The 26,284-nt window shown below is 55.4% G+C and carries 17 protein-coding genes; 4 read left to right on the top strand and 13 right to left on the bottom strand.

The annotated features are described in order from the left end of the window. From L1F30_RS01940 to L1F30_RS01925, 4 genes are all read right to left on the bottom strand, one after another. A complete protein-coding gene (locus L1F30_RS01940; RefSeq protein ID WP_253358710.1) occupies positions 1–963 on the bottom strand; it encodes a carbohydrate kinase in 963 nt (320 codons plus the stop codon). 10 nt (positions 964–973) lie between these two features. Continuing rightward, the gene (locus L1F30_RS01935; RefSeq protein ID WP_253358708.1) at positions 974–2,230 is read right to left on the bottom strand and encodes a sugar MFS transporter; all 1,257 of its coding nucleotides are present in this window, start codon (positions 2,228–2,230) and stop codon (positions 974–976) included. Positions 2,231–3,208: 978 nt separating this feature from the next. After that, the gene (locus L1F30_RS01930; protein WP_253358706.1) at positions 3,209–3,655 is read right to left on the bottom strand and encodes a hypothetical protein; all 447 of its coding nucleotides are present in this window, start codon (positions 3,653–3,655) and stop codon (positions 3,209–3,211) included. A 159-nt stretch (positions 3,656–3,814) separates the two neighbouring features. Then, positions 3,815–8,104, bottom strand: coding sequence for a fibronectin type III domain-containing protein (locus L1F30_RS01925; protein ID WP_253358704.1), 4,290 nt, complete (start codon positions 8,102–8,104; stop codon positions 3,815–3,817). 231 nt (positions 8,105–8,335) lie between these two features. Between L1F30_RS01925 and L1F30_RS01920 the strand changes: the two genes are divergently transcribed. After that, positions 8,336–9,997: a sulfatase gene (locus L1F30_RS01920; protein ID WP_253358699.1), complete on the top strand. Its 1,662-nt coding sequence runs from the start codon at positions 8,336–8,338 to the stop codon at positions 9,995–9,997. A gap of 37 nt (positions 9,998–10,034) precedes the next feature. Here L1F30_RS01920 and L1F30_RS01915 read toward each other — a convergent pair whose 3' ends face one another. Then, positions 10,035–11,417, bottom strand: a complete 1,383-nt coding sequence (locus L1F30_RS01915; RefSeq protein WP_253358697.1) for an AraC family transcriptional regulator — start codon at positions 11,415–11,417, stop codon at positions 10,035–10,037. Positions 11,418–11,683: 266 nt separating this feature from the next. On the opposite strand from L1F30_RS01915, the gene L1F30_RS01910 reads away from it, so the two are divergent. The 3 genes from L1F30_RS01910 (at position 11,684) to L1F30_RS01900 (ending at position 14,719) form a co-directional block, all read left to right on the top strand. Further along, positions 11,684–13,693: a metallophosphoesterase gene (locus tag L1F30_RS01910; protein ID WP_253358695.1), complete on the top strand. Its 2,010-nt coding sequence runs from the start codon at positions 11,684–11,686 to the stop codon at positions 13,691–13,693. Between the two features lie 9 nt (positions 13,694–13,702). Continuing rightward, positions 13,703–14,032 (top strand): hypothetical protein, encoded by a 330-nt coding sequence (locus L1F30_RS01905; RefSeq protein WP_253358688.1) that lies wholly within the window; start codon positions 13,703–13,705, stop codon positions 14,030–14,032. Positions 14,033–14,182: 150 nt separating this feature from the next. Next, entirely contained in the window at positions 14,183–14,719 is a 537-nt protein-coding gene (locus L1F30_RS01900) for a hypothetical protein (RefSeq protein ID WP_253358685.1), read from the top strand. Between the two features lie 25 nt (positions 14,720–14,744). On the opposite strand, the gene L1F30_RS01895 is transcribed toward L1F30_RS01900, so the two are convergent. From L1F30_RS01895 to L1F30_RS01860, 8 genes are read right to left on the bottom strand one after another with little or no spacing between them, the layout of a single operon-like run. After that, complete coding sequence (locus L1F30_RS01895) at positions 14,745–15,941, bottom strand: GDSL-type esterase/lipase family protein (RefSeq protein WP_253358684.1); 1,197 nt, start codon at positions 15,939–15,941, stop codon at positions 14,745–14,747. 37 nt (positions 15,942–15,978) lie between these two features. Further along, positions 15,979–17,181: an AGE family epimerase/isomerase gene (locus tag L1F30_RS01890; RefSeq protein WP_253358683.1), complete on the bottom strand. Its 1,203-nt coding sequence runs from the start codon at positions 17,179–17,181 to the stop codon at positions 15,979–15,981. 10 nt (positions 17,182–17,191) lie between these two features. Beyond that, positions 17,192–18,178 carry a carbohydrate kinase gene (locus L1F30_RS01885; protein ID WP_253358682.1) on the bottom strand — a complete coding sequence of 329 codons (987 nt, stop codon included), beginning with the start codon at positions 18,176–18,178 and terminating at the stop codon, positions 17,192–17,194. Positions 18,179–18,229: 51 nt separating this feature from the next. Continuing rightward, the gene (locus L1F30_RS01880) at positions 18,230–19,411 is read right to left on the bottom strand and encodes a glycoside hydrolase family 10 protein (RefSeq protein WP_253358681.1); all 1,182 of its coding nucleotides are present in this window, start codon (positions 19,409–19,411) and stop codon (positions 18,230–18,232) included. Between the two features lie 25 nt (positions 19,412–19,436). Beyond that, a complete protein-coding gene (locus tag L1F30_RS01875) occupies positions 19,437–20,519 on the bottom strand; it encodes an ABC transporter ATP-binding protein (protein ID WP_253358679.1) in 1,083 nt (360 codons plus the stop codon). 20 nt (positions 20,520–20,539) lie between these two features. Further along, complete coding sequence (locus L1F30_RS01870) at positions 20,540–22,144, bottom strand: FAD-dependent oxidoreductase (protein WP_253358677.1); 1,605 nt, start codon at positions 22,142–22,144, stop codon at positions 20,540–20,542. Beyond that, the gene (locus tag L1F30_RS01865) at positions 22,137–23,669 is read right to left on the bottom strand and encodes a DUF4127 family protein (RefSeq protein WP_253358675.1); all 1,533 of its coding nucleotides are present in this window, start codon (positions 23,667–23,669) and stop codon (positions 22,137–22,139) included. The genes L1F30_RS01870 and L1F30_RS01865 overlap by 8 nt, the downstream gene beginning before the upstream one ends. Continuing rightward, entirely contained in the window at positions 23,662–26,280 is a 2,619-nt protein-coding gene (locus L1F30_RS01860; protein ID WP_253358673.1) for a glycoside hydrolase family 38 C-terminal domain-containing protein, read from the bottom strand. The genes L1F30_RS01865 and L1F30_RS01860 overlap by 8 nt, the downstream gene beginning before the upstream one ends. Positions 26,281–26,284 lie beyond the last annotated feature (4 nt).

Raw genomic sequence — 26,284 nt, 5'->3', positions numbered from 1 at the left:
TCAGTTCCAGAAAGGTTTTACATCATCAAGCGTGGGCAATGCAGGAAAAGCGCCCGGACGTGATACCGCCACAGCACCGCAGGAAACAGCAAATCCCACCGCCCGCGTAAGAAGGTCCGCATCTGCAGTTAATGCGCTTAAACCCAGCGCATTGACGGCGCACAACATGCCACCGGTGAAGCCATCGCCGCCGGCGGTGGTATCCACCACGTCAACATCAGGAATGCCGGCCACCACATCAAACTGCGCGGTATAGGCATGCACGGGCTGGCCGCCATCTGTAACCAACACGAGCTTTACACCGGCTGCAAAACACGCCTGCAAGTAACTGCTGGCATTGCCACTGCCGGCCAGATAATCCAACTCATCGCGGGAGAATTTCACCACCTCTGCCGCGTGTACCAAGCGATTCACGCGCGCAATATCTGCGGCGCCTTTGGCCCACAGGTTGTGGCGCAAATTCACATCAAAGCTCACCACCGCGCCCTGGGCACGGGCATTGGCCAGCGCCGCCTCTGTGGTTTTGGTGATGGATTCATCGGTCAAGGTGTTAGAGCAAAAGTGAAAAATGCCACAACCTTCAAAGAGAGTTGCCGGGCACTGTGCCGGTGTCAGCAGCAGGTCGGCACTGGCATCGCGATAGAAAGAGAAGCTGCGATCGCCGGATGCATCCAAAAACACAAACGCCAGTGCCGTGGGGGCACTGGGGTGTTGCAAGGTAAGGCGGGTATCTACCCCGTAGGTGTTCAGGCAATCAATCAGAAAGTTGCCGAAGGCATCTTGCCCCACCTGCCCCAAAAACTGCACCGGTGCACCCAGCTTGGCCAGCGCCACCGCCACATTGGCAGGCGCCCCACCCGGGTATTGATCGAACCGGTTGATAGGCACGCCCTGTAAATCTTGGCTGCCTACGTTCAGAAAATCGATTAGCGCCTCGCCGAAGCAAATAATATTTTTAGCCATGTATTTACCCTCAGTGCTTTTTCGCACCCACCAGCGCATACCAGGCGATGAAGGCATAGCACAGCAAGGGCACGGCAAAGCTTGCAGACAAAGACACGCCATCGGCCACAAAACCCTGCGCCATAGGCACCACGGCACCACCCACAATGGCCAGGCACAAAATGCCCGAGCCCTGGCTTGTGAGCGAACCCAGGCCGCGAATACCCAGCGTGAAAATGGTGGGGAACATAATGGAGTTAAACAGGCCAATGGCCAGTACCGCCCACATGGCCAGCGCGCCATCAACAGCCACCACCAGCATCAGCAGCGCACCGGCAACAACGGCGTTAAAAAACAGTGCACTCGTCGGCTTGATAAATTGCAACGCGGCCGAGCCGATGAAACGGCCAACCATGGCGCCACCCCAATAAAAGGTGAGGTATTGGGCGGCGGTGCGCTCGTCTATCTGGCCGATTTCAGGCAGCGAAATAAAGTTGATGATGAAGCTGCCAATGGATACTTCTGCGCCCACATACAGAAAAATGGCCACTGCACCCAACACCAGGTGCGGGTACTGCCAGGCGCTGGTTTGACCACTGGCGCCAAGCGCCATGGCATCGCCTTCAATGGAGGGCAACTTCAGGAATTTGAAAATGGCAGCAACCAACAGCAGAAAGCCTGCAATCATCAAATAGGGAATTTGTACGGCTTCGGGGTTGGCGGTTTCGGCCACCTGGGTGTGATCGCCGGTCATGATCAACAGCGCACCAAACAAAGGGCCAACGGTGTGGCCTACAGAGTTGATCGCCTGTGAGAAATTCAGCCGGCTGGAGGCGGTATCGGGGTTGCCCAGCACCGCCACGTACGGGTTGGCCGAGACCTGCAGCAGGGTGATGCCCGAGGCCATCACAAACAGCGCCGCCAGAAACAGCCAATACTGCTGAATGGCCGCCGCCGGGTAAAACAGGATGCAGCCGAGCGCAGCCACACCCAGCCCCACCGAAACCCCGTTCTGGTAGCCGATGCGGCGAATGAGCGCACCGGCGGGTATGGATACCAAAAAGTAGGCGCCAAAAAAGGTGAACTGGATCAGCATGGCCTGCACGTAGGTGAGGTCGAAGGCACTTTTCAGGTGCGGAATCAGAATGTCGTTCAGGCTGGTAATAAAGCCCCAGATGAAAAACAGGCTGGTCATCACCAACAGCGGGAATACGTAGGAGTTGGAGGAATTTGCATCCGTTGATGCAAGGCCGGCCGCACTGGCCGCACTGCTAGGAGGTACCGACATATCATTGCCCAATTATGGTTATCGTTTGGGGTCACTATATCGGTGCAATTGCTCTAAAAACTTTGCATTTACGAATCCGAAGAAACTATTTCTCAGTTTTGATTAAAGTTGAGTACACTGAGCACCAATAACAACAAAAACATATAAATAACAGACACTTATAATCGATCACCCGACCATAAAACACACCAAATTCTCTTCTGATTTTCTAAAATCGAACGATTTTGCAGTGAAAACTTCGGTTTTCGGTGAATTTTTAACCGACGCTTGAGCAGTCTGATCAACGCATGAGCGGATAATCGGGAGCGGGTCAAATCAATAGGAATCAATAGGGTCAGAGTCATGAATCAATAGGGTCAGAGTCATTGATCCTACCCATTTCTGCACGCGGCCGATTTACTGACGCCACCTCTGCGGGCAAGAACGGCTCTGCGCCCGGCCCTGGCTTCGATATGCGTCTTCAATCGATTACCCCCGGAGCCCGAGCTTTATTGGTGGCATCACAGAAATCAAATGACTCTGACCCTATTGATAGAGTACCAATAACAACAAAAACATATAAATAACAGACACTTATAATCGATCACCCGACCATAAAACACACCAAATTCTCTTCGGTTTTTCTAAAATCGAACAATTTTGCAGTGAAAACTTCGGTTTTCGGTGAATTTTTAACCAACGCTTGAGCAGTCTGATCAACGCATGAGCGGATAATCGGGAGCGGGTCAAATCAATAGGAATCAAAATCAATAGGGTCAGAGTCATTGATCCTACCCATTTCTGCACGCGGCCGATTTACTGACGCCACCTCTGCGGGCAAGAACGGCTCTGCGCCCGGCCCTGGCTTCGATATGCGTCTTCAATCGATTACCCCCGGAGCCCGAGCTTTATTGGTGGCATCACAGAAATCAAATGACTCTGACCCTATTGATACAGAAATCAAATGACTCTGACCCTATTGATACACCCTATTGATGCTCAATTATTTTCCTCTTGGAAATTAAGAACTACAGCCTGTTCACGGTCATCTTCTAGTCCAAAGTAGCCATGCACTGAGAACGCATTTTTTATACGACGGGTAAGGGCCTCAAAGTCCTCACCGGTAAGGTTCACCTCTTTGCGAAATCGGGCATCGACTGAAAACGGGGTGTTCAGATAAAACTCATACCAAGTGCCGATGCAATAAAATAAATAGCCAATGTCGCAGCGATCGTCTCGGACAATAGTTGGGCACATCATCAGGTAGCATCCTGTTTCATAATCTATTGCTCGCGATTTTGTAAGGTGGTTTTCTTTCGCGGCATACTGCATCAGAGACTGCAGATTTGCGTCAGAGGCCGCGTCCGACACTATTGATTGTTTGATGTCTTCGGTTATTTTTTCGAGGATAAATGCCACGGTTTGAATTCCCCAATCAAGAATCACTAGGGTTACCCATTAGTCAACTCCGGTCAACGATCAACAAGGCCCGAGACCTGATCACACAGCACAAAAAAAGCCCCGCCAGTGGCGGGGCAGGCTCCGGGGTTTACGCACGCCCCGGACGGAGAGAAGAAGCACTTACTTACAATTTACCAACCAATGTTAGAGGCCCACGTTATTGGATTCTGTCCAGCCGCTGGCAGAACCCGAGGCGTTGCGCGCTTTTACCCGGAAGGTGTAAGTGGCGCCGGCATCCAGCCCGGTGATGGTGGCGCTGGTGCCGGTGACATCGTACTCGGCCTTGCGCCAGGCATCGCCGGCTTTGAACTTCTGGATGTCGTAGGTGACGGCGTCCACCACGGGGTTCCAGCTCACGGTCACACTGGTGCTGCCCGATTTACTGGCGCTCACGCCCGTAGGGGCACCGAAGCTTCCGCTGGGCGCCGAGGGTGTGGCCACGGCGCCGGTTTCCGTCCAGCCCGATTGCTCGCTGCTGTTTACCGCGGCAATGCGGTAGTCATACAGGGTATCGGGGTTGACGCTGGTGTCGCTGTAGCTGGTGGCCGTAACACCGGAAGTGAGGCCCGCCCAGGCACCCCCATCCACACTGCGCTGGAGGCTGTAGCTGTCGGCATCGGTTACGGCACTCCAGCTCACATCCACCCGGTTATGGCTTACCGCCAGGGCATCGGCATTGGCGGGCGCGGCCAGAGGCTGGCTACCAGAGAGGTTCACCTGGCTGCTGGTGGTCCAGGATGTGGCCTGGCCGCTGGCATTGCGCGCTTTTACGCGGAACTTGTAAGTTGCGCCGGCATCCAGGCCGGTAACCGAGGCAGACGTACCCGCAACACCGTATTCGGCCTTGCGCCAGGTGGTTTCGGTAGAGAGTTGCTGCTGCACGTCGTAGGAAACCGCGCTTTCAACCGATGCCCACTGCACGTTCACTGAGGTATCTGAGCTAACCGACACTGCAATCCACCCGGGCGCTCCCCAGGGGCCGCCGGTTTCTTCGAGTGTTATCACGTTTGATAACTGGTACTCGGAAGATTGGCCCACAGAGGCCAGCGCCCGCACGCGGAACTCGTAGTCGCCGGTGGCTAAACCGGTAACTGACGCGCTGGTGGCGGGGGTGTTGGCCTCGGCCGTGGCCCAGTTGCCGCCCACTGGGCGGTATTGCACCTGGTAGCCTGCGGCATCGGTCACCGCGCTCCAACTAACGCTGGCGGAACTTGCAGACACTGCACTGGCCGTCACCGAAGCCGGGGCTGGCAGTTGCACTACGGTATCGCAGTAGCGTTGCAGGCTCACTTCATCCAGCCACACATCGGTGGTGCTGTTGCCCAGGAAAAAGCCCAGCTTCAGGTTGCCGAAATCCACACCCGGCTCATAAAACAGCGTGAAGGATTGATCTTGTGTGGTGAGCTGGATTTCATCGGGCGTTTTGATGTTGGCCCAAGGGCTTTGGGCCTGATGAATTTTCACTTCCATGGTGCGGTTGCTGGCCGCCTTGGCGTTGAAGTTCAGCATGTAGGTGTTGCCTGGCTCAAGCTTGCCGAAGCTGCGCTGAACCTGCACGTCGTTAGTGCTAAAGGCCGCGCCGATGTTTACCTTCAACGAGTTGCCGTTGCCAAATCCACCCTCTACGCCCACGCTGCCCGTGGCCGATGCACCGGCACTGGTATTGGCGTACACAGTCCAGGCGCCCTGGCCGCCGGTGAAGTTACCATCGGGCGTCAGGTTTACAGGCTCACAGGCAACGGGCGGGTCTACCGGGTCGCCGCTGGTAAGGGTTTTGGTATTGGAGTTGGCAGACTTGCCCGCGCTATTGAATGCATAAACGCGGTAAGTGTATTGGGTATCGCCGGCCAGATTGGCATCGGTAAAGCTTGTGGCGTTGCGCCCCACCTGCCCCACTACCTTGTAGGCCCCGCCATTGGCCGAGCGCTCAATGCGAAAGCCGGTTTCGTTATTTGAAGCGTCACTCCAACTAAGGGCCGCAGAGTTGGTGGACGACTGCAACTGGCCATTGAGGTTTGTGGGCTTGGCAGGTGCGCCGGAGGGCGCCGGATCCATACTCATACCACTGATAGCCCTGCGCCATAAACCGGCACCGGGTGTAGTGGAGTAAAGGTACATTTGGCCTGCATCTTTAATAAAGCGCGAGCTGGTCATGCCGGAGAAGTGCAGGTCGTCGGTGATGTCTTGCCAGTTCACCTGGCCATTGCTCTGGATAGTGCCCAGGAACACGCCATAACCCAGCTGGTAGTCGTGATCGTAATAGCTCATCACAATCTTGTTGCCGGCACCGGCCGAGCCGCCTTTACCGGTAAATTTGAAGCGATCGCCCACGGCGTTCCACCACACCAGATTACTGGTTGGGCGCACGCTCTTGGCGTTGGCCGGGGTGAAAATTTTCTGCCAGCTTTGGCCTTCATCGGTAGAGAGCAATATCTGCCAGTTGTTGCCATCGGCAAGATCCGGGCCGCCGCCCTTGGCAAAGCTCATGAGGTACACGGTGCCGTTATGGGCCCAGGCTTCTACTTCCGCATCCCAACCAGAACTCTCCAAAACCCGGGCGAAGTTCCAGCTGCCGTTGCTTTGCTGCTCGCCGCGCCATACACCTTGCACACCGCCGGTAGAGCTTAAAAACACCACCTTTTCATTGGTGGGGTGCGGGGCAATCTTGCGCGCCATGCGGGCTTCGGTGCTGTTATCCAAACCTTCGTATACCAGCGTTACCGGCAGCGTTTGGCCGCGATCGTGGTAATCCAGCGCAAGGCCAATGTCTTCGTACATGTACAGGCCGTAGTTCGAGCTGAACATAAACACCTTGGCGGGGTTGGCAGGTGATACCGCCACATCGCGGAGCACTCCCTTGGGTAAGCCCGCTTTGGCGTTGGGGCCACCGGCAAGTTCAACCCATTGATCAGAGGGGCTATGGGTGTTCAACCGTTTGGCCCATAAGCGGCCGTTGTGTGCCGCGCCACCGTAACCGGAGGTGGCCTGCGCCACCACCGTGGGCACGCCCCAGGCATCGGCAATGTCCACTGCCTGTACGTCTGACAAATTAAAGCCACCACCGCGCCGGTGCTGCATGTTCGACCAGGACACACCGCCGTCCCAGCTTTCCATCAAGCCGTTATCGGCCTGGCCTTGAATTACGTAGTTGTCATGCACGGCCACATCGTAGGTGTAGGTACTCTCGGTGCCTTTGCCCTTGTAGGTGGGCCAATCAGTTCCGTACCAGTTAACGGTTTGGCTGGTGGGGGTTGAATACTTGTTGGCCCAACTGTAGCTGTTGTTGCCGCTGTTGTGGCTGGCGTAGTACATGGTCTGGTTGGTGGTAGACCACACGCCCCGTGCCCAGCCGCCGGTGGCGGGTGTGTAGTGGGCAAAACGGGCATTGGGGGGCGTTGCGTAATCCCAACCTATGTCCCAGCTGCCGTCGTAGCTGTCCCAGATTTTTTCCCAGTAGTAGCTGGTGAGGTTGCCGTTGTTGTCCCAGTTGAAGGTGCCCTCGAACAAACCAAAGCGGTCTTTCACCGCACCCAAGAGCAGCTTGTGGCTGTTGCCCGTTGAACGTGGGTCTACCTCTGGGTACCAATAGCGGCGATTGCCTTCCAGCCCGCCACCGGTAACCTGCTGCCAGTTAATGCCGTTGGTGCGGGTGGCGTACACCAGGAAATTGGTGTTGTAGCGCAAGTCGGCCTTGGCCTCGGCAAAGGTGGCGTAGAGCACCTTGCCATTAGGGCTTAAGGCAATGCCCTTGTTCCAGGGGCGGCTGCCATCATTGGGGCCGGCAATGCGCTGCCAGTTCAGGCCGCCGTTGGTGCTTTTGTAAACACCCTTATTGGAGCCCAGGTACACGGTACTGGGGTTGGTTTTATCAAACTCCACCGAGTAGACGTTGCGATCGGTGCTGTTGTTGCTGTCGAAGGTGACCGTTTGCCAGCTGCTGCCGCCGTTTTGCGACACAAATACCTGGCCCGGGCCGGTGGCGGTTTCCCCAAATTTACCGATGAAATCGTCGTCATCGCGCCAGCCGGGTGCAGCAATAATGTGATTGGCATTGCCAGGCTTGAAGGCAATGCTGGCGATGGATTTGTTTTCGGTTTCCGGCACCAGCGTATAGCTGTTACTGCCGTTGGTGGAAATGTGCAGCCCGTAAAGGGTGCCCACCAATACTTTGCTGGAATTACCGGGCGCTACCGCCACGGCAAATACCCGGTTGTTTACCAGGTTGCCGGTGATTTGCCAGCTTTCGCCATTGTTGGTGCTTTTATAAACCCCTTCCATATCAGAGGCCATGTACACAACGTTGGCCTGGTTAGGGTCTGCCACCACATCCTGTACCTGGCCCCCGGCACCGGGGTTAAGTGGCTGCCAAACCGTGGCTGCCATTGCAGATTGCAGGCCTAGCAGCGCTAGCCCGCCTATGAGGTGTTTTAACATAACTGCTCTCTTTATCTTTATTGTATTGAGCGGCCACACAGCCTATGAAAGCCGCCAGCAAGTCAGGAGCGAAGAACAACAGGCAAAATACCATTATCAATCCTTACCAATCACTTTAGATCAATATACAATCACACACAATCATAAATGCGCCGATTCGGGCACTGCGTCACATGATTGCACCACTTTGGTGCGCTCATGGTCAGAAAAATAAACGCCAAGGAGCCAACCATGAAGCAAGCAGCAAAGGCCGTGGCCTGCCTGTTAGCAAGCATTGTCACCGCCAGCACCACCTCTGCAGATGCGCCTGCTGCCACGCCAGATTCTCGCCCGAACATCATATTTATGATGTCTGATGATCACGCCTATCAAGCCATCAGCGCCTACGGCAGCCAGTTGATAGATACCCCCAATATTGACCAGCTTGCCGCTGAAGGCATGCGCTTCACCCAGGCCACTGTGGCCAATGCCATTTGCGCGCCTTCGCGGGCAACCATTCTCACGGGCAAGCACAGCCATGTGAACGGCAAGGTAGATAACGTGCAGCCATTCGACGACAGCCAAACCACCTTCCCGCAATTGCTGCAGCGTGCAGGCTACCAAACCGCCATGTTTGGCAAGCTCCACTTTGGCAACAACCCCAAGGGCGTAGACGACTTCATGATTTTGCCGGGCCAGGGGGAATACATTAATCCCGATTTCATCACGCCCACCGGCACCCAGAGGCTTGAGGGTTATGTCACCGATTTGATTACCGATGTGACCATCAACTGGCTGGACAAAAAGCGCGATAAATCCAAGCCGTTTTTTCTGGCCTATTTACACAAGGCGCCCCATCGCCCCTGGTGGCCAAGAGCCGATAAATTTGCCAAGTACTACGGCAAAAAATTCCCGCTCCCGCCCACGTTGATGGACGACTACGAAGGCCGGGGCACAGCCGCAAAAACCGCTGAAATGCGGCTGCTCGATCACATGCGCTACAGCCACGACAGCAAAATAAAACCGCAAACCTACCTCGGCATGAATAAAGTAGAGCCGCCCATTGCGCCCTCATCCTGGGGTTTTGACGACCCCTACACCAAGCGCGTTACCGCCGAGCAGCGGGCCGCCTATGAGCCAACCCTTGAGAAAATTAATCGCGATTTTGAAGAAAACTGGCCCACCATGACCGATGCCGAAAAGGTAGAGTGGAAATACCAGCGCTATATGCAAGATTACCTGGCCACCATTGAATCGGTAGATGAAAACGTAGGCCGGCTCATGGACTATCTGAAAGCCCAAGGGCTCGATAAAAACACGGTAATCGTGTACACCTCAGACAACGGCTTCTTTTTGGGCGAACACGGCTGGTTCGACAAGCGCTTCGCCTACCGCGAATCCATGCAGGTGCCGTTAATCATACGCTGGCCCAATGCCATCAAACCCGGTGAAGTCAGCGACGCGCTGGTGCAGAATATCGACTACGCGCCCACCTTTTTACAACTGGCAAACCAACCGATCCCCGAAGATATGCACGGGCAATCGCTGCTGCCACTGCTTGCGCCCGGGGCGCGCACAGGCACCTGGGCGCGCGATGCACTTTACTACCACTACTACGCCTACCCTGCCATTCACATGGTTAAGCGCCACTACGCAATCACCACCCACCAATATAAATTGATTCACTTTTACTACGATATAGACGAGTGGGAGCTTTACGATCTGGAAAAAGACCCGGATGAGCTTAACAATGTATACCTCAACCCCGCCTACGCGCCGGTGGTGAAAAAACTCAAGCAGCAGCTGGCAACGCTCAGGGAATCTTATGTCGATTCACCCGCGCTAGATAAGCACTACATTGAAAAAACCAAAGATGCCCAGCGCGAAGAATGGGAAGAAGTCAAAACGAAGTAACCCACGGCACACGCCCATGTAAACTTGGGCGTGTTTGCTAAACGGCGTGTTTTACCTTGAACACCCGGGGCGTAACCCCGGTAAATTTTTTGAAGTTGGTATAAAAAACCGATTCCGATTTAAAGCCTGCATCCAGCGATATAGCGAACATGGTTTTATTATTGGAATCTGCTGCCAGCAACAGCCGCTTGGCCTCTTCTACGCGCTTTTCATTGATGTATTCATTAAAGCGCTTGCCCACCACCTGGTTTAACAGGCGCGATAAATAATAACTGGGCACACCCAGCTTTTCGGCCAGCGCCTTTTCCGTAAGTGTGGCGTCCAGGTAGAGTTTATCTTGTTTCATCAACGCCTCAAGGCGTTCGGCGTTGCGCTCGGCATCGGGCAGATTTTCTGCGCCACCCTCAGGCGCAACAGAAGGCTGCGCGCCTGAGGGTTGGCCTGCATCAGCTTGTGCATCGAGTGCGGGTTTCACATTTGAAGTTGATGGTCGGGCCGCGTCAGGTCGGGCCGCGTCAGGTCGGGCCGCGCCAGGCCGGGCCACGCCAGGCCGGGCCGCGCCAGTGTTTTCATCAAGGGCCGGGGCCGGCAAAGGTTCCGTACCCTCAACGCTACTTCGGGCAGCCGCCTGGGAATGCACACCGGCCTTGCTGCAGGGAACATCTAGAACTGCCGGCTCATCACCCTCATAGGTATCATCATCGTCGGCATCGGCCATGGCACCGTGCAAAATCACCTGCGGGTGGCGCATTAAGTACCACTGGGCGGCAGCAATAATCGCCACAGTGCTGCCAATAAACAAAATATCTTTGCCCAAGCGCACTGCATCGAATATTTCTTCGCCAAGAATCGCGTGAAAGGCAAATATAAAAAGATTAAGTACCGATTTTAAAAGAAACACGAAAATCAGCAAATCCAGCCACGAGATAAGCTTGAACTCCTCAACCCCCCGTAAATTACGGTTACGCTTAATGGAGTATAGGCTCAGGCACAAGTAGCTAAGGGTGGATGCCACAATCAAGCACAACACCACCGCATGCTGATTTTGGTGGATGTAATTTTCAAAAACAAAGGGGCCCTTAAACCACATCTCCACCACAAAAAAGTACAACACATAGGCCATTGCAGGCACAAAATGCAGTGCCTGGCGCCACTCAAAGCGCTCAAAAATCAATTGCCGGTAGTACAAGTACAATACCGGCCCATAGCAAAAACCAATGGCATCAGAAACAAACACAAATTCAGGGTAGGCCAGGCGAAAATCCGTAAACACCAGCAGGTGCTGAAACAGCACATTGAGTGAAGTCAGTAGAAAGAAGGCACTTAAAAAACCATTGGCAATATTGGCGCGAATGCAGGGAATAGCCACCCCCAAAAATAAGGCGTGCAATGTGGCCCACAGGTAAAAAGCTGTAAACATACTGAGTTCTTATAGTATCCGGCATTATCTATCTGGCATCAGGCTGTGCGCGGCAAGTAACACGAAACTGCCACCTGTATCACATCGCAATCAACCCACCTGATTTGTCACCTAAGTGTAACAGCTATGTCAAATAGCTGCGCTAGATTCCCCGCGTTGGTCGGCAAGACGCACTGCGCCATACATCACGGAAATAACATCTACGCGGTTACACAAGGCATGGAACCCATGTGTGCCGCCCCTACCCTGACTAAGGTGGCATGAAAATGATAAAACACATCACCAGTGGCCTTGCGTTGCTGTGCCTTATGGCTGGCAGCTACGCTATGGCCGAGAGCATCACCTTCAGCAAGCGCATTAGCAATGGCAACGACGACGCCGAGCAACGCGCCGATGGCTCCATGTATTTCAACAGCACCGACATAGAGCTTGTGTACGATGGCGGCAACCAAACCGTGGGTTTGCGCTTTCAGGATATAGCGGTACCCAAAGGGGCCACCATTACCAACGCCCACATTCAATTTACAACCGATGAAACCAACAGCAACAGCACCTCGCTGACCATTCGCGCAGAGGCCACCAACAGCGCGGCGGCCTTTGCCAACAGCAGCCACAATATTTCCAGCCGCGCAACTACAAACGCCTCGGTTAACTGGCAGCCCAGCACCTGGACGAATGTGGGCGCCGCAGGCAGCGGCCAACGCACGCCCAACCTCAAGCAACTGGTGCAGGAGGTTGTTAGCCGCAACGGCTGGAGCAGCGGCAACGAAATGGCATTCATTATTACCGGCAGTGGCGAGCGCACAGCAGAATCCTACGATGGCGCAAGCAATCAGGCCCCGCTGCTTACCATCGAGTACCAAGTGGCCGTACAAACAACCACCATCAGTAAGCGCATCACAAGCAGCACAGACGATGTGGAAGAACGGGCCGATGGGTCTATTTACCCAGACAGCACAGACCTTGAATTAACCTACGATGGCAGCAGCCAAACCGTTGGCCTGCGCTTTCGCGACCTGCCCATTGCCCAAGGCACAACCATTACCAATGCCTATGTGCAATTTACCGCAGATGAAGTAAACAGCAGCGCAACAAATCTCACCATTCGCGCTGAAGACGTCAACAACGCGGCACCCTTTGGCAGCGCCCCGCACAATGTTTCCAGCCGCCCTACAACCAGTGCATCGGTTAATTGGCAGCCACCGGCCTGGAATACCGTGGGTGCCGCCGGAATAGATCAACGCACGCCAAACTTGAAAAATATCATTCAGGAAGTGGTAAATCGTGGCGGCTGGCAAAGCGGCAACGAGCTGGCGCTGATCATCCAGGGCACCGGCGAGCGCACGGCGGAATCCTTTAACGGCTCAGCAAGCCAGGCCCCGCAATTGGTGGTGGAGTTTGAAGGCCCGGCCGACAACGGCGGTAATAACAGTGAGGGCGTAAAGATTGCATTTATTGGTGATACCGGCACCGGCACCAATTTCCAGAATGTATTGAACCTTATTGCGCAGGAAGGCGCGGCACTTACGGTAGTGGCAGGAGATACCTCCTACAATGCCACCCGCGACGACAACTGGGATTCCATGGTGCGCAACACGCTGGGTAACGACCCCGCCATCATTGCCGCGGGCAATCACGATTACGGCGACAGCAACTTCAACGATGTACGCGGCTTTGGTGAGGCCCGGTTGAACGCCCAATCGTCCGTGCAGTGCAATGGCACCTATGCAGAACAAATGACCTGTCACTTCGGAAATGTGTCTATTGTGCTTTCGGCCATTGGCTCTGCCGGTTCACGTGCCGAGCACGAAACCTACATCAGCAACAGTTTAAACAGCCTGCCCAATGGCAACTGGCGCATTTGTGCCTGGCACAAAAACCAGCGCGATATGCAAGTGGGCGGCAAGGGCGACGAGGTGGGTTGGACTGCCTACGAAACCTGTCGCCAGCAAGGCGCCATTATTGCTACAGGCCACGAGCACTCCTACTCGCGCACCCACCTGCTAAGCGACATGAGCGACAAAACCCTGGCTTCCACTAGCTCGACCTTTACGGTAAGCGAGGGCAATACTTTCGCTTTCGTATCAGGCCTGGGCGGTATTGGCATACGCGACCAGGAGCGCAACGGAAACTGGTGGGCCAGCATTTACACCTCCACCCAGGGTGCAAAATACGGCGCATTGTTTGGCACCTTTTATGATGATCGCGCGGAGTTTTACTTCAAAAATACCGACAACCAAATAATCGATCAGTTCACCGTCTTTAAGGGCTACTGAGGAGGCGTTATGTTGCACACGTTCAATTTAAGATTTTGTATTACAGCGTTGCTGATTGCGGCCTCCTTTAATGGTTATGGGCAATCGAAGGATGCAAACACAGAGTGTGAAGCCACCATAATTGAAGGCACCCACACCCATGCCAATCCATCCTTGGCCATTGCCGGCGCCCTGGAAGAAGCACAAGACAGCTGCTACCCGGGCGATGCGCAAGCACTCACAACCGACTGCCAAAGCACAACCAATTTGCAGGGCAAAGCCGTGCATCAATGCACCCAGTCGGTAACGTGCAATTTGTGCGGTGATGATCTGCGCCGGAAATACGAGGCGCTCGATTAACGCGGCCATACAGCCTACAGGCTTAATTGGCAGCAACCCACAGCGTTGCTGCCAATTGCAGCCCCACCACCGCGCTTGGAGGTTTGCTATGGCTTCAATAGATCATTCAGAAAACGCATTTATTAGATTCACGTCTTGCAGGAGACACTCATGACATTGCGTAATTTTTTCATCACTTTGGCAGTAAGCTTTATTGCACTTACCTCGCTGGTGCTCAGTGCACACGAACAGCACAACGCTCACGACGTGTACCGCGACGACCACACCGGCACCTATGCAGAGTACAAAGCTGCCGAACACCGCGCCACCCAAGCCCGCATTGCCGCACTCAAAGGTGCCGAGCGCTACGCTTGCGAGCTAATAGCACACGGCCATCAATGCCGCGAATACGCCATTCCCGACGCCGAGCAAGAGAAACTGCTGGATTTGAAATCCGGCTGTGAATCGCTGCCCGGCGCAAAACTCTTAAAGCAGGCCTGCCCCACCGCGTCCCGCATTGGCTTGTGCCAGCACATAGTGCGCAATCACCACGACCCGGCAAGCCTGATTTACAACAACATTTACTACAGCGGCGAAAAAAGCCCCTGGAACGAAAAGGAAATCGCCCGGGTGTGTGAAGATCTGGAGGGAGTGTTAGCCTTACCGAAGGTTGCAGCAATGCACGATGCAAAGCAGCCTTCAACCTAAGGCGTAAACACAACAAGCGGTTATGCTAGCGCAGTATTCGGCGCAATGACTTTGCCAAAACCTGTGCGCACTGCCTGTGGCCGGCCAGGTTCGGGTGGGCATCGCAGCCGTGCAGCCCCACCTCGGGCAACTGGCAAAAATGCACGGGTAGATGCGCACCCAGTTGGCCAGCTAGCTGTTGCAGCAGACTTGCCTGTAGCGAGGAATTCGGGTGCGGCACACCCACTAGTAGCACCTTTGCCTGAGCATGCGTGGTACATAGTTGTGCCACAAGCTCGGTATATTTTTCCAAGAAAGCCGCACGCAATGACGAAAGCTCGGTATATTTTTCGCCGGCGTCCGGGCGTGTGGAGAAGTCGTTGGTGCCCAGATTTACGACATAAATAACGGGCCCGGTATGCAATTGGGCTGCTCTAATGGCTGGCGCAAGTGGGGCCGCGTGGAGCGATTGGTTGACGCATTCAGGCAGGGTGGGCAAGTGTAAAGCCTGCCCCGGATAATTGCGCACTAGCCCCCGCCCTGAAACTGCCCGCAAACGCCAAGGCAGATTCAGGTAACCGGCGGCAAGGGCCGCCATGGCTTGCTGGGTATCGGTATGTTGGTCTATCTGATCATCAGGTAAACCGTCACGCATGGGCGCGGTTTCAGGCAACAGATTGCCATAGCCCACAAAATAGGAATCACCGATGAATTCCAAGCGTGGCGAGCAGCGCCCCGGGGCTGCACCAAAAAATTCATCAACCCCGTCAAAAGTATCAGCAGTGTTTGTGGCCGATAACCCGGCTGCCTCGCCGGCATCGGCAAGCTGATCAAGCAGGCAACCATCAAGGGAAACACCGTGAAATACCACCGGTTGGTTACGGCACTCAGAGCACTGCGCAATATGCACCAGCCGCTCGTCATCGGGGGTAGCAGAGGCAGATTGTGCGGCAAGGTCAATCGCGATATCGCAACCGGCACGCACACGCCTTGACGATACTTCACGCAAGCCGTTTGCTGTAGGCGCCAAAATACGCACCTGAAAATACGTTTGCGCACCGGAGAAATGCAACACAATTCGCTGCGCCCTGCACCGAAAAACGACGCGGGTGCCGGGCCAGTCAAATGCAATAGCGCCAGCGCTGGATGCCTGGGTATCCGTTGAAAAATCGTTGCATGCAGCGGCCTTAAGCCAATAGCCCGCCTTATAAATGCGGCCGTCCGTTGCGGGGTAGCGCTGCATGGGGTTGCTCACCTATAGATCAAATCAAGCCCGCGCGCTATGCCAATACACCCAACACTTCCCAACAGGCGCCCATGGTGTGGTAGTCGCACTTGCCACCGGCAGTGCTTTTCTGATTGCTCGTTTTTTCATTATTTGCGGTTAGCAAACGGTACCAGGCACCGTGTTGATGATCCACAAAATGCGCCCAGCTGTACTGCCAGATTTTTTCGTACCACTGCCAATAGCGTGCCTCGCCTGTGGCTTCTGCCAACAGGGCTGCTGCGGCAAAACTTTCTGCCTGCACCCAAAAATATTTATCGTCATCGCAAATACTGCCATCTGGCGCATGGCCATAAAAAATGCCGCCCTGCTCGCTATCCCAGCAGGTTTCAAGCGCGCGATCAAACAGGGATTGTGCACGGGTGAGCATCCACGCCTCGGGCTTTACCCGGTGCAAAAGCACCAGTAATTTTGCCCACTCCGTTTGGTGGCCGGGTTGAAAGCCCCAGGGGCGGTAGAGGTTTTTTGGGTCGTCGCGGTTGTAATCCCAATCTATTGCCAGATCTTTCGTGAAGTGTTCCCACACCAGCCCCTCTGCCTTATCGGCAAGCGTTACCGATACGGTGTTAGCCAGTGTATAGGCACGCTCCAGAAACACCTCATCGCCGGTTGCCTGGTGCGCTGCCAGGAGCGCCTCACAGCAGTGCATGTTGGCATTCTGCCCACGATAATCACTGACGGTTTGCCAATCGGCACTGGCTTCATCGGCATAAAGGCCAGATTGCGGCAGCCAAAGTTTGGCATTTAACAGATCCCAGGTGCGATACAACTCGGCGCGGGTGTCGGCCACGCCCGCTGACAAACAGCTTGAAAACGCCAGTATCACAAACGCCAGGCCATAGCAGTGATTGGTACTGTCTACCGGCTGATTAACGCTCAGTGTCCAGTGGTAGCCGGGGCGGCTGGCATCCCAGTGTTGGGTGCGAATGTACTCAAGGCCCGCCAGTGCACGCGCTTTAAATTGCGCCTTGCGCTCGGGCGTTTGTGCGTGCTGGTAGGCTTTGCAATAGTTAAACACCATGCGGGTGCTGCTCACCAGGTGCTTATCGCCCGGGTTAAATGGCGTGCCATCATCGTAGAAATTTTGATGAAAGCCGCCATGCACTGGATCTGCCACATGGGGCTCGTAGAACGCGAGAATGCTATCAACATGCTCACGTAAAAAGGCAGCGCTCTTGAAATTTGGCGCACTGGGCATGGCGTACTCCTTAATTTGGGTAGTGTTCAGCAAAGACTTTTTCGGCTTCGGCAAGCCCGGGCAGGGCCACGAAGGCCCCCCTTCGGGATACCGCGTGCGCGCCGCAGGCGCAAGCAAATTTGATGGCCCGCTCATGCGCACCTTCGCTTAACCAGGCCGGTAATTGATTGGCTGAAATGTCTGCCGCTGCCAGCTGGTAAAGCAAGGCGCCGATGAAAGCATCGCCACCGGCGGTGGTATCTACCGCACGAATTGCAGGCGGATGTACGCCACCCCAATCATTGGCGGTCACCCACTGCACTGGCTGGCTGCCATCGGTAATTAATATCAGTTTGGCGCGTTGCTTAAGCAGGCCTGATACAAAATGGTCGCTGCCATCGGCCAGGTACTCAAGCTCTTCAAGGCTAAACTTAATAACATCGGCCTCGGCCAATAATGCATTTACCCTGTCCCGATTTGCGCGGCCCTCGGGCCAAAGGTTGTGGCGCAGGTTTACATCTACGCTTACCAACCACTCATGGGCACGCGCACTGGCAACAAGCTGCTGTGTGGTTTCAGCAATGGCGTCTTCGGTGAGGCTGTTGGTACACACATGAAAAATGCCGGGGCTTTGAAAAACTGCCGCGTCGAAATGTTCGGGCCGATAGAGCAAATCTGCCGCCGGCGGCCGGTAAAATTCAAAGCTACGTTCGCCGTGCTCATCAAGGGATACAAACGCCAAGCCGGTTTTGGCACTGCGGGTAGTTTGCACATGCTCGGTGTTGACACCCTGTGCTTGTAGCTCAGCCTGTAAAAAGCGCCCGAACATGTCATCACCCAACATGCCCACAAATTTTGCTGCACCACCCAGCCTTGCAACTGCAACCGCTGCGTTGGCCGGTGCGCCGCCGGCATACTTGGTAAACTGTTCGGCCTGGGCGTTGGCTGCGTCGCCTTTGGCTACACGGCTGGACAACATATCCACCAAGGCCTCGCCAAAACATACAACATTTATCACAAGTGCCTCCTGCTATTGCTCAAAACCTGTTGCGGCATTTCTATATGCGCACTAAAGGCTGGGAAAAACCACCGGGTCTGCATCGTAACGGCGCTTTATTTGCGCGCGAAAATCCGCCAACCCTTCATAAAAGAAATACACCTCTCCGCGAATGCCCGCCGCACGGTTGGCATCCAACATGCCTTCAAGCATGGCTACAGAGGGCTTTTTTTCACCTACCTTAATTAACAACCCAGGCGCGAATGCCGCGCGTTTTTCTTGCGGGATGTAGTCAAGTGTCGCTTTTAGCGTATCTTCGTAATGCTGCAGGTCATGCCGGTAAAGTTGCGGAATCAAAAGATCAACGGAGTTGGCGGCAAGCCAGGCAGGCCAGTCTTGCAGGTACTCGCGCTTAGACCAGGGAAACACCGACGGGGAAAAGGATACCCACACACTGCCATCAGCGGCTTTTACCTCACGGTACAAGTGCTCGGCATAGTCATTAAGCTGGGCTGCACGCCAATCAACCCAGGCAGGCTCTTGGCTATTGCGCGGCGGATTAATACCCATTTCGCTGCGGTAGCGCGCCACAGTTTCAGGGTTGTAGCCCGCCTCGGAAGGCAGTGCCGGTAATCGATCATCGCCCTGAATGCCATCGACGTTGTAATTGTTCACAACCTCTAGCACCAGCGAGTTCATAAATTGCTGTACGTCTTTATCCAGAGCGTTAAGCCAATCGAAGCCGTTTTTGGTGACCAACTTGCCATCAGCACCCAGTGCTGCCCAGTGGGGGTTGCGCGCCACCAGTTCACCGCCCGCGCGCTGATAGGATGCCGCAAAGCCGAACTCAAACCAGGCAAATACCTTGATGTTCTTGCGGTGCGCGGCGTCAATGAGTTCCTGCAAAGGGTCGCGGCCGGTATTGTTTGGGTCTAACGCCGGATCCATCGCAACACCGGAAAAGTTTTTCATAATGGCCGACGGGTACAAGGTTCGGCCCTTATTCCAGGTCACTACAAAAATCGCGTTAATACCAATATCTGCACACAGGGCCACCGCCTCTTCAATACCCGCACGGGAATTAAGCACCTGGCTGTCTACATTGGTTAACCACACACCGCGTACCGCTTGGGGTAAGTTGCCCGCACTCGCAGCATCAGGCCCAACTGAGGGCGCAGTTGCTGCGTTGAGATATATCGGCGCCATAAACAACACAGCGCCCAGTAACAGGCACAGTGCCTTGCATTTACGCATTACCTTTTCCAAAGTGGATCCCCTGTTATATTTTGTCCAATGAGACAGTGCGGCCCTGGGTGTTGAACAGGTAGGCATGTGACGGGATGAAATCGAGCGCTACCGTCTCACCAACAGCCGGTAGGCTTGGCTCTGCTGTTTGCACGCACACCACAGTGTCGGCCAAGGTGCAGTACACGAAGCTGATGGCACCCAGGCGCTCGGTAGATTTTACCTGCGCTTTCAAGGGGCCGTTTTGGCTGAAAAACAAATGCTCGGGGCGAATACCAAGCACGGCCTCAGCCGCATTTTCCAGCCCATTTTCTTGCAGATCAAAACTCATTTGCTGTTCACCCACTACCACAGTGGCTTGCGCTGCACTTTGGCTTGCAACGGCTAGCGGCAGAAAATTCATTTTGGGCGAGCCGATAAAGCCTGCTACAAATTGATTGGCCGGGTTGCGGTATAAATCCATCGGCGCGCCCACTTGTTCGATGCGGCCATCGCGCAGCACCACTATGCGATCGGCAAGGGTCATGGCTTCGGTTTGATCATGGGTAACATAAATCATGGTGGCACCCAGGCGGCCGTGCAGCTCGGCGATTTCCGTGCGCATTTTTACCCGCAGCTCTGCATCCAGATTCGACAAAGGTTCATCAAATAGAAATACGTCTGGGTCTTGCACCAGAGCCCGGCCGATGGCAACGCGCTGGCACTGGCCACCAGACAACTCGCCCGGCTTTCTTGCCAGGTAGTCGGCCAACTGCAATACATTGCTGGCACGCTCTACCTTTTGGCTGATTTCCGCACGCGGTTCGCCACGCATGCGCATGCCAAAACTCAGGTTATCGGCCACGGTCATGTGCGGGTAAAGTGCGTAAGACTGAAACACCATTGCCACTTTACGCTCACTGGGTGCCAAGCGGGTGACTTCGCGCTGGCCAATGTGCACCTGCCCTTCGGTGACGGTTTCAAGGCCTGCAATCATGCGCAAGAGCGTAGACTTGCCGCAGCCCGAGGGGCCCACAAATACCACAAATTCGCCCGATTCGATTGTAAGGTCTACGCCATGAATGGTTTGGGTTTCACCAAAGCGCTTCTTCACACCACTGATTTTTAAGTTTGCCATTACGCTTCTCAAATACTTTGTTATGAATGCAGTTTTGCAGCCGGCGATTGCGGCCAGTGCAGAGGAATACCTGCCGCCTGCAGGCGATTCTGGAGTTGCCGGGTAGCACTACCACTGTTGTAGATATCTGCGGGCGTGCATTCGTGCTGCACGCACTCGGCGGCCAACAGGCCCGCCACCTCGCCCACCAGCCATTCAATGGGGTGCACGCGGGTTGCAGCATTAACCAGATGGGTAACGCCGATGTTTTTGCAGGCAGGCAGCAGGTTATCTATTGCCTCAGGAATGAAAATTCCCAGCGGCAACTCGAACGGGCGCACAGACGCATTGGTGCCCATACCCGACACGCAGGTTGGGTGAATATCCATGTTGTAAAGGCCAATGCCCACGCTGTTTGCGCAGGTTGCCGGCGCCCAGGACTCGTCACCTTCAGGGGCGATAATGTCGCACTGGGTTAGCGTTTGCAGCGCCACAATGCGGCGCGATTCACGCACATAAACCTGCTGCGCCAAGCCATCGGCAGTGCCCGTTACATCCGGTGCCAGGCTCAGTTCGGCAAAGCCTTTACCGCCATCGCCCAGGCAATCTCTCGGCGCTTCGGTTTGCAGCCAGTACACCAAACACAGCGTCAATTCGCGCGCGGCTTCAACCACTTCAGATTCTGTTGCCTGCGCGCCTTCAAGCAGCGGGTGCAGGCCATAGTCGTTTTGCGCCCAGTTAATCAGGCTCACATCGGCGCGCCCATCTGCCCAGTTATGGGCGGCCACCACGCGCCGGTAGCGCCATAAATCCAGCGTTTGATCCTGGTAGTGGCCAGCCTGAGCCGCGCGTGAAAACAGCGGTAGCTTGATAGAGGCAAACCCCGGGTGGCCGGGCAAGTATTCCGAGAACAAGGGGTAGTTGTAATGAGGCAGCACATACTCGCGCCAGAATGCGTAGCGCAGAGGCTTGGCAATGGGCGGCTGGGGCACAGGGTGCTGGCGCAGCGCACACACCACAGTAACCGGCTGCTGATCAGCCGGCGATGCAACAGCAGGCGCTTGCGGCTCGTTGAATTCATCGGCCGCCTCTTTGCCCAAACGGAAAGGCACATCAGCCAGCGCAAGTAAATCGCCGGTATCGGTGGCATCTAAAAAGTAGCGTGCAGCAATTACACTGGCACCAGCATCGGACTGCACTTCAACCCGGGTGATGGCCCTGCCGTTGCGCTCTACCTTTGTGGGGCGTGTAAGTTCCAACACCTGTAACCGCCCGGATGCAATGAAAGGCGCCAATAGTTCACGCAGGTATTGCTCTGCCACAGCCGGTTCAAAACACAGGCGGCTCACCCAACCGTCACCGGGGTTAGTGCCTTCGGTCATCTGGCTGTTATCTATAAAACCGGGTTGTGCTTTGTAATGGGCGCGGATTGCATGGCGAAAATCGCGGTAGCTTTCACTGGCGCCGAAAGATTCTATGTAACGATGCTCATCGGGTGGTACAGCCTGGCTTGTGAGCTGGCCGCCGATCCACGCAAACTCACTGGTGAGCAAAGTGTTTACACCGGCGCGCGCGCATTGCCAGGCTGCCAGTACGCCGCCCAGGCTTGCGCCAATAATGGCGACATCGGCTGAATAGTTACGCATCAACTGCCTCCTCTGCGGGCGTATCAGCCAATACCAGCCCCACTTCAAAGGTGCGCGCCCAGGGGTAATACACAGATTCAAGTGCAACGGCCGTGAACGGCGATTGTTCCAACCACTGGCGTGCGGCCGGCAAATACATGGATTCAAGCAGCCCTTGCTCGCCATCGGCTGTTTGCTGGGTCTGCTGCGCTTTGCGAATAGTTTGCCGCCATTTTGATTGGTAGAGAAAATCGTCCAGCAACCGGGTGGCTAGCAACTTCTGGTTTTCGGGCCCTCCACTGCTGCCGGTACCGACGGCTGCGCACACTTGTGCCACCAGGCTGCCAATGGCATTGCTGGCGGTATTCCATGCGGTAAAAGCCACAAGGTGCCCGAGCGCGGTTGGGCTTAACCTTTCTATGAGCTCTGCGTCTGCGCCATTGGCATAGGCAAGATCCAAGAGCGCAACGGGTTTAGCGCCTGCCTGTAAATATTGCTCAAGTGCGTCACACCAACTTGCGTCAAACCCCAGATCCTGCTCGAGGGGATATTGCATGGCCCAGTCGCCTTGCAAATGGCCACGGCAATGCACGGCTATGAGGGCATCGGCCGCCTCTGGGGTGTCTACAAGTTCGGCACCGGCTGCATGTATCTGGCAGCGGATAGATTCCATAACCGGGCGATCTTCATAGCGCGCCACCATCTGCATGAGCGCCTGCTCATGGTGCGGTAGCAGTGCAAGCTTAATGGGTTTGAACTGTCCCAAATGACATAACTGGTGCACCAGCAAGGTGTAAATTACTTCATCGGCGCCCGGGTAAATTAATACTTTGTCAGCCAGCGCTTTTGCCTCTACCGCGGCCTGCAGCGCGCGCCGCTCGGCGATGTTAAAACCATACTCGGCGGTGTCATCTTGAGGCAGAATCAACCTGTCTATTACGCCCTGCTCAACCAGCTCAAGTACTGACTGGGTAACGCTAAAATTGCGCGCGCGCGTGGCCAAATAATCTTGCTGTATTGCCTCTGGAATTAAGCCGCGGGCCGCTTCGGCGCGGGCCTTGTCGGCCGGCTCGCCCAGGCAACTGAAGCGATCGGTATGGTAAGACCAGGCCCATATATCGGTGCCGTAATCTGCCCAGTAGCGCTTTTCTTCTTCATTTTCGTTGTTGTTGCTCATGCGCATGGTGGCACAAAAGCCGTACAGGGGCTTTTCCGGGAAGCGCGCTTTCAGGGTTTGCAAAAACGCCAGCCGCGCCTGCAATTGTGATTGCTCGTCGTCAATAAACCGGCTGGGCACGAGGCCCCCGTATACCAGCATGTCCAGTGAAAAAATAAACCCTTGGGCACTGGCCGCGTGCTCGCTAACCCACTCGTTCAGGGCGTCGCGGTCGGCTGCTTCACGAAAATAGCCCAGCGCGGAAACCGGCGGGCACAACAACTCGCAACCGGCAACCAATGCAAGCTGCTGCACTTGCTCGCGTGTTACCGGGCGACCATCAACAGGCAGCGCCAGAATTTTGGGCAGGCCTTTAGCGGGCTTATGCATGTAGCGCACCTCCACTGAAAGCAAATGTGGCAATTTGGCGTGCGCCCACGGTTGGGCTCAACGCAACCGTCTCGCCGCCCAAGGAAATACGCGCACAGGGCGCTTGATTAAATTCAGCCTGCAGTGGTTGTTCAGTTGGGTTCCACAGCCGCACACTCAACGCCTGTTCGCCTTGCCAGGTAATTCTGCGAAGGCTACTAATTTGCAGCGCCTGTTCGGTAAGCGTGAGTTCAGGCAAGCCTGCCGCCTTAACATGGCCACGCACTGCCACCACAGGCCGGCGCCAGGCATCGGCACGGTCTAACAAGGTGGCAGCTTGGGGGGCATCAAAGGCCAGTGCGAACGCAAAGCCGTGCTCGCCCAGGCATTGAGCGCCCGGGGTGGCGAGATCTGGCCCCGCGCCTAAGCCACGGGTCACCAGGTCGCGCCGCGAAAGCCAACCCACGCTGCGCAAGAGCGTTGCAGAAAAGTAATCCTGGTTGTTGCCTGGCACCAATGAAAGTTCTTGCAAGCCGCGGTGAATAAATGCCACAGGGCCTGCTTGAGCCGCAGATTGGCTGGGCATCACCGCCACCGGTGATTCCTGTTGACCACTCACCTGCTTGTTGCAGTGGTACACCTTGGGGCGCTTCACCCAATCGAAGGCGCTGTCTGCGGCAATTTCCTGAACCTCTTGGCCGAGCGCAATCTCCAGGCGCAAACGCTGATCGCAGGCGCGATTATGCCAGGTTAATTGCGCATCGATTTGTGTGCTCTCGGGCAACAAGCGCAGCCGCATTTGCCCGCTACTGGTTACAAAATCCGTGCGTGGCTTGCGCTCATCATCAAGCCCTGCAGGCTGGCGCAATGAAAACTCCAGGTGCAATTCCTGAATGCTTGCGGGTGCGCGCGCATCCGGGCAGTTAACTTCCCAGGCCGTGGCCTCGGTAAGGGTTGCTACAAAACGGCTATCGCCCACCGGTGAAAAATTGTAGGTATCACCGCCGTCCAGCTCGCTCACAATAGCCAGCGCATTGGCGAAGGTTTGGCCGCGGGCTTTGTGGGTAATTTCCAATTGGCCGTCTGTAACGGCAATACGGTAGTGGCTGTTTTCCACGGCGGCTTGGGCACGGCCATGGGCCTGGTTGAAGCCCTGGGGCCCTGTGGATTCCAAAGTTTCAACCTGATCGCCCTGCAAAGCGCAGGCGCTAACGGCAAGGCCTGCAAGATCTGCCTTTACCGCCACGCGGTAGCGGTGGCCTGCCAACATATCCGGGAAGTCATCAACGGGCGAATGAAACTCCTCTGCCGGCGCCACATCCAATACCACACAGGCAAGCGCTTTGCCTTCCAGTGTGCGCAATTGCAGGTTGTTGAGCGGCATACCCTGCACAAAAACTTCATGCACTTGCCAGCCGCTGCGGGCTTTGGCGCTGGGGTTAAATAGCGACACTTTAGCGTCATCGGCAAAGGGGCTTGGGGCAAGCTGCGCGCGGGCCCGCGCTTGCTGATCGCCGCTCATACCCAGTGCCAGGCACGCCTGGGCTTTCAAGGCATCCAGCCGCTGGGCCAATTGGGTAAAGCGGGTTTCCATTTCACTGTGTACTTCATCCACACTGCAGCCGCAGATGGAATCGTGCGCGTGCTGCTCAATCAGCAGCTGCCAGGTGAGCTCTAGGTAGCGCGCGGGGTATTCAAAACTTGCATCGCTTAACGCGGCAACGGCGAGCAGCGGCTCAATTTCACCTAGCAGGCGATCTTCAATAGCCTGATTCAAACGCTTCAGGTATTGGCGGGTAGACAATACATCGGGCAGCACAAACGCTGTGCGGTTATCGCGCAATTCACCGCGCACTGTTGGCAAGTGCGAGGGCTCCGCCTGCAACTTACCTATGTAGGATTCAAGGCTTGATTGCACCAGCCGGTACTCGGACTGTTCGCCATTAAAGGCCGCAATTTTTTCTGCCAATCCATTAGCGGTGAGCAGGTGATCCCCGCCCTGGGTGAGCAACAGCGGCTGGCCTTTTGCACGTGGGCCCACTTTATTTAGGTAGCTGTTAAGTGCCGCGCGCCAATCTTCGGTGTTAAAGGGGTGCTGGTAGTAGCCCTCGGTCAGAAACACCATAAATACTTCTGAACCGTCTGCGCCCTGCCACTGCACTTGCGACTGCGGGCTGTCTATACCACGCCAGGCAACGGCGTTATCAATGCCAAAGCCCTGCAGCAATTGCGGCATCTGCGATATATGGCCAAAGGTATCGGGCAGGTAGCCCACCTTTTGCGCCCGGCCCAACGCATTGGCACGGGCAATACCCAGCTCCAGGTTGCGCACCAGCGACTCGCCTGCACACAAAAATTCATCGGCCATGATGTACCATGGGCCAATAACGATGCGCCCGGCTTCAACATGGGCCCGCACACGCGCGGCAAGTGCCGGCTCTGCCTGCTGGTAAAAATCTTCAATGGCGGAAACTTGCCCGTCGAACAGAAAACTGTGCAGGTCGCCACTGTCGAGCTGATCTACCACCTGCCCCATGACGCGCAACAGGCGCGCCAAAAATGTTTGGTGCGCAAAGTACCACTCGCGGTCCCAGTGGGTTTGGACAACCACAGCAACTTCTTGATAACTCATTGGT

This window comes from Simiduia sp. 21SJ11W-1 (genome assembly GCF_024138675.1).
In the GTDB taxonomy this organism is placed as follows: Bacteria; Pseudomonadota; Gammaproteobacteria; order Pseudomonadales; family Cellvibrionaceae; genus Simiduia.
This window is presented reverse-complemented; position numbering and strand designations above follow the sequence as displayed.